This is a genomic window from Dehalococcoidia bacterium, from assembly GCA_035574915.1.
Taxonomy (GTDB): domain Bacteria; phylum Chloroflexota; class Dehalococcoidia; order DSTF01; family WHTK01; genus DATLYJ01.
Genome location: DATLYJ010000139.1, coordinates 26962 through 33362 on the forward strand (window position 1 = coordinate 26962; position 6401 = coordinate 33362).

The following is a 6401-nucleotide window of genomic DNA, read 5'->3' on the forward strand; positions in this document are numbered from 1 at the left end:
TGGGAACAGGCAGGCGCCTGCGTGCTTGGACGGCGTCGAAGAGCTCCTGAGAAACGATGGGCTGGTGGTTACCCTCCAGTACCCTGCCCTTGTAGCGAAAGCTGCCGACGTAAAAGGGATTGGCGAGGAGGTCCTTGAGGGCGTGGGCGGTGAAGTTCCTGCGCTCGCGGGTGCGGAAACCCTGGGCGTTGAGGCGACGAGCGATTTCCCCGTAACTGGCGCCGGCCGCGCGGGCCTCGAAGGCCTCATGCATAGCCCGCGCCTCCTCCGGGACGGGGACCGGCGTCGCGCCGGGCTCAGGCGCGCGGTAGGCCCAAGGCAGCGGGCCAGGCGCGCGGCCCTGCTCAGCCTGGAAGCGCTTTACCTTGCTGACGTGGAAGCCCAACTGCTCGGAGAAGTACTGGGCGAAGGCACCCATCAAGGTCAGAAGGAGCCGGCCTTGAGGGGTGGTGAAGTCGGCGTACTCCTCCTGACAGCTCACGAACCCGAGATCGGACTTCCCGAGTATCTGGAGGGCCTGACACTGGGTCAGGATGTTGCGCGCCCAGCGGTCGACGCTGTGCACGACGACAACGTCGAACTTCCCTCGGGGAGCGTCGTCGAGCAGGCGCCGCAGTTCTGGCCTCTTCTCGATTTTGTCTGAGCGCGCACTCCTTCCCGGTTCGACATACACCTCGACAAGGTCGTAATCGCGCTTGCGACATAGGGCCCGAATCCCGGCTTCCTGCGCTTCGAGTGAGGCGCCTTCGACCTGCTTCTTGCCGGAAACACGGACGTAGCCAACGGCACGAAGTCTAGGAGCCATTCGACCGCCTCAGGAGGATCGCCCTCACGACCTCGGCCCAGGTGGTGAGCAGGTACTCGACCTCGGGTCCCTTGAGGGCGACTTGCCCTTGGTCCTTACCATTGCGGACCAATACACGCTCTCTCACGGCCCGGGAGTCAACCATCGAGCTCGATCTCCTCGAAGAGCTTGTCGAAGTCATCGCGCGGGAAGGCGGCTGTTATTCGTGCGCGAGTCTTGGGGCCGGCGTTGCGCTTGCCGGAGAGGAGCTGGGACATGAAGCCGGAGGAGATACCGCAGCGCCGTGCCAGGTCGTTCTGGGAGACGTTTCTTCGGGCCATCCACCTCAGAAACGCCTGGCGGCGCACGCGGAACTGGTAAAATGTCCTAGCCATTGAACGCCCAGTCTCGTCGAAAGTATAGGGCCGCTAGCTGCAGGTTGCATAGCCCGCTTGCAAACGCTTGCTACGACAGCACTGAGGTGTTACGCTTCAGTCATGACTAAGGTGCCCCAGCTGGCTCAACTCCTCACCGACCTGCGCACGCGTGCCGGCCTGAGCCTGCGCGAGGTGGAGCAGAGGACCGGAGGTGTGGTGTCTAACGTCTACCTCTCGCAACTGGAGCACGGGCGCCGGACCGAGCCCAATCCGCGGATACTTGTCGCCCTCGCCCGCGTGTACGGACGGCCGGTAGGCGAACTCTTCGAGGCAGCCGGCTACGTAGACGCGCCTTCAGCGACCGAGGTGGACGTTGCGTTCGAACAGGTGATCGCGGACCCCAAGTTCCAGTTCGGCACGCGGTTCAAAGGCGAACTCGACCAGGCCAGCAAACGCGCGATCATCGAGCTCTACGAGAGCGCGACCAACAAAAGGCTGTTGAAAGGTGAGGGCGAGTAACTCGCTCTTCGCCCTCGAGGACTTCGCCCGGAACTACATCCGGCCTTACAGCCACCACTCAGAGATTCGAACTGAACACCTGGTTGAGACGTTCCGGCAGTTCTACGGACTGCCGCCGTTTCCAGACGCCTCTGACCTCCGCCAGGTGTGCGCAAGGCTGGGGATCACGATCACCGCGCTCCCGGAGGCGCCTGAAGGTCTCATTGCCGTAAACACCTGGCACGACGAGTCGCCAACCATTCATGTCCGGCCCGACGCCAGCATGAAGCAGTGGGAGACGACAATCCCTCACGAGATACGCGAAGTCCTGGAGAACGCGTTCAAGCGGGCGAAACCCAAGGGCTATGCGGGCCTGGACACCCATGACAACCGCGCCATGAACGGCAAGTCCGACCGCTTCGCCGGTCACCTTCTCATGCAGAGCGAAGCAACGCATGAGCGCCTGTGGGAGCTTGGATTCGACCTGCCGCGTTTCGCCTCGGAGAGGGGCCGGTCGTTGTCGTCCGTAGTCGTGCGCCTGCAGGAGCTGTATTCCAAGAGTTCCTCGTCCGCGGGCCCGGTGGGCGGTGTCTGGCTCTTCGAGGCCCCGTGGCGGCTCGTGGCCAGGGGGCGGGCAAGCGCGTCAGACCTCGTTATCCGCCAACGAGCCCACATCAAGGGCTTCTCGCTTAGTAAGAGAGGACCCCATGCCCTCTTCCTCGAGCACGGACTACTTCCTCGCAGAGAGTTGAGCGCGGCGCAGTATGCCCTGACGGAGGCCGCAATCGAGGTAGGCCGCCCAGTCATGATCGAAATCGACCGTGGCGCACTATTCGACGGCGAGAATTACTTCGTCATCGCGGAGCCGTTCTTCGTTCGCTGGGTCCCATGGCGGGTCTTGGTATTCGCCGTCCGCGACGACTCGCTCTGGATTCTCGCCCCGTGGATTGACCGGCTGGGCGTGGAGGTGACCGATCGGTTTGTCCAGTTCGAGGATTGGCTAAATTCTCGACCAGGGTTCATAGTCGCTCGCACGCCGCGTCAGTTCGAACGCCGTCTCCGGCAGCGGCCCGAGGTTCAAACGCAGTACTACCCAGCGCCCCTACGCGAATCGTCCGTCCCCGGGACTGCGGCCCCAGTCCGAACCTGACAGGTCAGATTCCAAGGGCCTCCGCCACCTTCGCCCAGCCCCGGTCCTCCTGTCCCTCCAGCCGGCGCAGGTAAGTGGTCGTGACGGCCAGGCTCGAATGGTCGAGGAACCGGCTCACCTCCTCGACGGACTCGCCCGCGTCCCGGCGCAGCTTGGCCGCCGAGTGGCGGAAGATGTGCACGCCGGCTTGCGGCAGGCCAGCCTTCTGCAGGTAGCGGCGCAGGTTGGCGTAGAAGGTGCCGCCCGTGATGCCGCGCCCGTCCGCGAGAGACGGCCACAAAGAGTCGCCCGGCGCCATCGTCGCGAGGTCGCGCCCAGACGCCGCCAGCCAGGCCCGCAGCGCCTCCAGCGCCGGCTGCGGCAGCTCTCGCCGCCCGGTCTTGCCGCCCTTGCCGCGGTAGGCGTAGTAGCAGGTCGCGCCCTCGAAGCTCAGGTCGCCGGCCGTCAGGCCCAGGACCTCGGAGCGGCGCCGGCCGGTGAAGGTGAGGAACAGGATGATCGCCCGGTCCCGCAGCCCGACGGGCGTCTCCGGGACAACGGCGAGCAGGCGGCGGATGTCGTCCGCTGTCAGGCCCCTGGGGTTCGAGGGTGAGACGCGCGGGCGCTCGATGGCGTCGCAGGGGTTTGAGGCGACGACCTTCATCCTGATGAGGAAGCGGTAGTAGCTGCTCAGGCAGGCCAACCGGGCGGCGATGGTGATCGAGGAGGGCTGCTTGCCGGAGAGGCCGCTGCCATAGGCCCAGGCGAAGGCGTCGGCACTGGTGACCTGGTCAGGCGTCTTCGCGGCGCGGCCGAAGAACTCGTTCAGCATGCGCGAGTAGGCCTGGACGGTGCGCAGCGAGCCGGAGCGGCGCTGCTTCTCGGCCAGGAAGGCGTAGAGGGTGCGGTCCCAGCCGGAGGCGGATTCGTCGAGGTAGGCGATGGCGGTCATGAGCACGACTCCTTTCTTGAGGTCGTGCTATACACGCGTAGTCTCACTAACGAGTCAAGCCTTGCAAGCTACTGGTTGAAGTTCGTCCCCTCGAGTGGGCGCTCACACCCCTCACGCCTGACTCCTTCGTCCCCGAAGACCACCCCATCCGCGCCCAGCGCCGCCTCGCCGACGCGGCGCTGGCCAGACTCTCGCCCACCTTCAGGACGATGTACGCGGCCCTTTTCATTCGTGGTCGCGGCGAAACGCCATGGTCAAACTGCTGCTAGGGCAGCGCCGACCCGGACAGACCCTCGCGCGCGTTTTCTAATCTGAGGCCGGCGCCAAGGCCCGGTGGGCCTCTACCGATATAATGACCGCCGACTGAAAGCAGCGAGGGCCACGTTTCGTGAGGCTTGTCTGGGAATGACTCAACCTTGGCCAGTCCAGAAGCATGAGTTCTACCGCCTTCCATCAGCTCACGAGAAGTCGATGAGGCAATGGCTGGTGGCATGAGCGTTTTCGTGGGCCGAGGCGTGCTCGGCGTGAACCCCGTCTCTCATGGACCTCGGCACACCAATCCAGTTTGTCCTGTACGATCTGATGATTTCGGCGCCGGCAGTGGCCGGCCACCCCGCACGGGAGCCGGATCCCAGAGTTGGAGGTGCTCTTCCCATGCCAGGCATCAGTAAGTCCCAGACAAACAAGCGCCCGATCGAATCCTACGAGCACCGGGACAAGCAGCGCCTCAACAACCCGCCCGTCGGACTGGTGACGCCCCAAACCGACCCCGACGCCGGGCAGAAGAAAAAGCGCTACGCCTACGACCCCCACCTCGACCCCCAGCTCGTCTGGGCCGGCAAGGCCGAGCACACCTCCTTCGAGGTGCCCACGGTCTCGCTGCATGTGCACGAGCGCATCGACCCGCGCACCATCATCGAGGCCGTGCGGAAGCGGAACGCCAACAGCCAGCCGCTACAGCTCGGCCTCTTCGAGGCCGAGCGCCGGGAGCCGCTCCGCCAGGCCATCGAGTTCTACCAGCACAAGCACGGCTGGTCGAACCGCCTGATCGCCGGCGACTCGCTGCTGGTGATGAACTCGCTGCTGGAGAAGGAGGGCATGGCCGGCAAGGTGCAGATGATCTACATCGACCCGCCCTACGGCATCCGCTACGGCTCCAACTTCCAGCCCTTCGTCAACAAGCGCGACGTGAGGGACGGCAGGGACGAGGACCTGACCGCCGAGCCGGAGCAGATCAAGGCCTTCCGCGACACCTGGGAACTGGGCATCCACTCCTATCTCACCTACCTGCGCGACCGGCTGCTGCTGGCAAAAGAACTGCTCACCGAGAGCGGAAGCGTGTTTGTGCAGATCAGCGATGAGAACGTGCACCACGTGCGCGAATTGATGGATGAGGTGTTTGGGGCGGAGAATTTTGCAAGACTGATCACATTCGCCAAGACCGGCAGCATGGTTTCCAATGAGTTGGGCCGGACGAGTGATTATCTAGTTTGGTATGCGAGAGAGAAGGAACACCTGAAATATCGCCAGTTGTATTCTGACAAGTTGCCCGATGCCTTCTACAGCAACGTAGAGCTACCCGATGGCGCCGTGCGAAAGATCACGCGGGCCGAAATGATCGATCCGTCACTTTTGCCATCGGGGGCGAGAGTTTTCCGGCTCGTAAGCTTGGAGAGTTCGGGGCCGCCGGGTGAAGATACACCCCTTGTATTCGAGGGAGAAACCTTCAGGCCCAACAAGAACAGTCATTGGAAACTGGCGTACCCCGATGGCATGGAGGCGTTGAAACGAACGGGGCGGATGGTCAAGGATGGGAACAAGCTGCGTTGGAAATACTACATCAGCGACTATCCACTCAAGGTCTTGTCCGAAGTTTGGGACGACACGGCCGGCTTCAATCCCGACCAAGAATATGTGGTCGAGACGCGCACCAAAGTCATCGAGCGCTGCCTCCTCATGACCACCGACCCCGGCGACCTGGTCTTCGACCCGACCTGCGGCAGCGGCACCACGGCTTTCGTCGCCGAGCAGTGGGGCCGTCGCTGGATCACCTGCGACACCTCGCGCGTGGCGCTCACGCTCGCCAAACAACGCCTGATGACCGCCGTGTTCGATTACTACGAGCTGGCGCATCCAGAAGAGGGCGTGGGCAGCGGCTTCAAGTACAAGACCGTGCCGCATGTGACGCTCAAGTCCATCGCCAACAACCCGGAGATCGACGGCATCCACGCCCGCTGGCAGCCGCGCCTCGAACCTCTGCGCAAGCAGTTGAACGCCCTGCTCGGGCAATCGCGGGAGGAATGGCAAATCCCGCGCGAGCCCGAGGGCGCGTGGTCGGAGGAGGCGAAGCGGCTCTTGGCCGAGTGGTGGCAGTTGCGGCGCAAGCGCCAGGAGGAGATCGACGCCGCCATCGCCCGCCACGCGCCCCAGGAGACGCTCTACGACCAGCCCTTCGTGGACAAGAAGAAGACGCGCGTCAGCGGTCCGTTCACGGTGGAGGCCGTGCCCGCCCCGGCGGTCAAGTCGGTGGACGAGCTACTCGAAGGCGCGCCACAACCGGCGGACGCATCCATCGCCCGCTCCGGCGAGACCCTGCGCCAGGCCGAATGGCGCGATGAGCTCCTGCGGGCCGGTATCCGAGGCAAGGCCGGGCAGTACATC

At 64.2% G+C, this 6401-nt stretch carries 7 protein-coding genes; 4 read left to right on the plus strand and 3 right to left on the minus strand.

Annotated elements, in window-relative coordinates; all coding sequences use genetic code 11:
- Window positions 1-25: 25 nt before the first annotated feature.
- Window positions 26-643: a hypothetical protein gene (locus tag VNN10_13040; GenBank protein ID HXH22945.1), complete on the plus strand. Its 618-nt coding sequence runs from the start codon at window positions 26-28 to the stop codon at window positions 641-643.
- 151 nt (window positions 644-794) lie between these two features.
- On the opposite strand, the gene VNN10_13045 is transcribed toward VNN10_13040, so the two are convergent.
- Both VNN10_13045 and VNN10_13050 read right to left on the minus strand, forming a co-directional pair.
- Window positions 795-950, minus strand: a complete 156-nt coding sequence (locus VNN10_13045; GenBank protein ID HXH22946.1) for a hypothetical protein — start codon at window positions 948-950, stop codon at window positions 795-797.
- Window positions 943-1179 (minus strand): helix-turn-helix transcriptional regulator, encoded by a 237-nt coding sequence (locus VNN10_13050; GenBank protein HXH22947.1) that lies wholly within the window; start codon window positions 1177-1179, stop codon window positions 943-945. The genes VNN10_13045 and VNN10_13050 overlap by 8 nt, the downstream gene beginning before the upstream one ends.
- A gap of 102 nt (window positions 1180-1281) precedes the next feature.
- Between VNN10_13050 and VNN10_13055 the strand changes: the two genes are divergently transcribed.
- Window positions 1282-1680 (plus strand): helix-turn-helix transcriptional regulator, encoded by a 399-nt coding sequence (locus VNN10_13055; GenBank protein ID HXH22948.1) that lies wholly within the window; start codon window positions 1282-1284, stop codon window positions 1678-1680.
- The gene (locus tag VNN10_13060) at window positions 1667-2809 is read left to right on the plus strand and encodes a hypothetical protein (GenBank protein HXH22949.1); all 1143 of its coding nucleotides are present in this window, start codon (window positions 1667-1669) and stop codon (window positions 2807-2809) included. Before VNN10_13055 ends, VNN10_13060 begins: the two co-directional genes overlap by 14 nt.
- 4 nt (window positions 2810-2813) lie before the next feature.
- Here the strand turns inward: VNN10_13060 and VNN10_13065 are convergent, their stop codons facing one another.
- A complete protein-coding gene (locus tag VNN10_13065) occupies window positions 2814-3740 on the minus strand; it encodes a tyrosine-type recombinase/integrase (protein ID HXH22950.1) in 927 nt (308 codons plus the stop codon).
- A 654-nt stretch (window positions 3741-4394) separates the two neighbouring features.
- Here VNN10_13065 and VNN10_13070 point away from each other — a divergent pair.
- Window positions 4395-6401, plus strand: a 2007-nt coding sequence (locus VNN10_13070; protein ID HXH22951.1) for a site-specific DNA-methyltransferase, incomplete at its 3' end; no start/stop codon positions are given.

Bases quoted from the DNA above. Each gene is read 5' to 3' on its own strand.
- VNN10_13045 (HXH22946.1), bottom strand. From the start codon at position 950: ATGGTTGACTCCCGGGCCGTGAGAGAGCGTGTATTGGTCCGCAATGGT.
- VNN10_13050 (HXH22947.1), bottom strand. From the start codon at position 1,179: ATGGCTAGGACATTTTACCAGTTCCGCGTGCGCCGCCAGGCGTTTCTG.
- VNN10_13055 (HXH22948.1), top strand. From the start codon at position 1,282: ATGACTAAGGTGCCCCAGCTGGCTCAACTCCTCACCGACCTGCGCACG.
- VNN10_13065 (HXH22950.1), bottom strand. From the start codon at position 3,740: ATGACCGCCATCGCCTACCTCGACGAATCCGCCTCCGGCTGGGACCGC.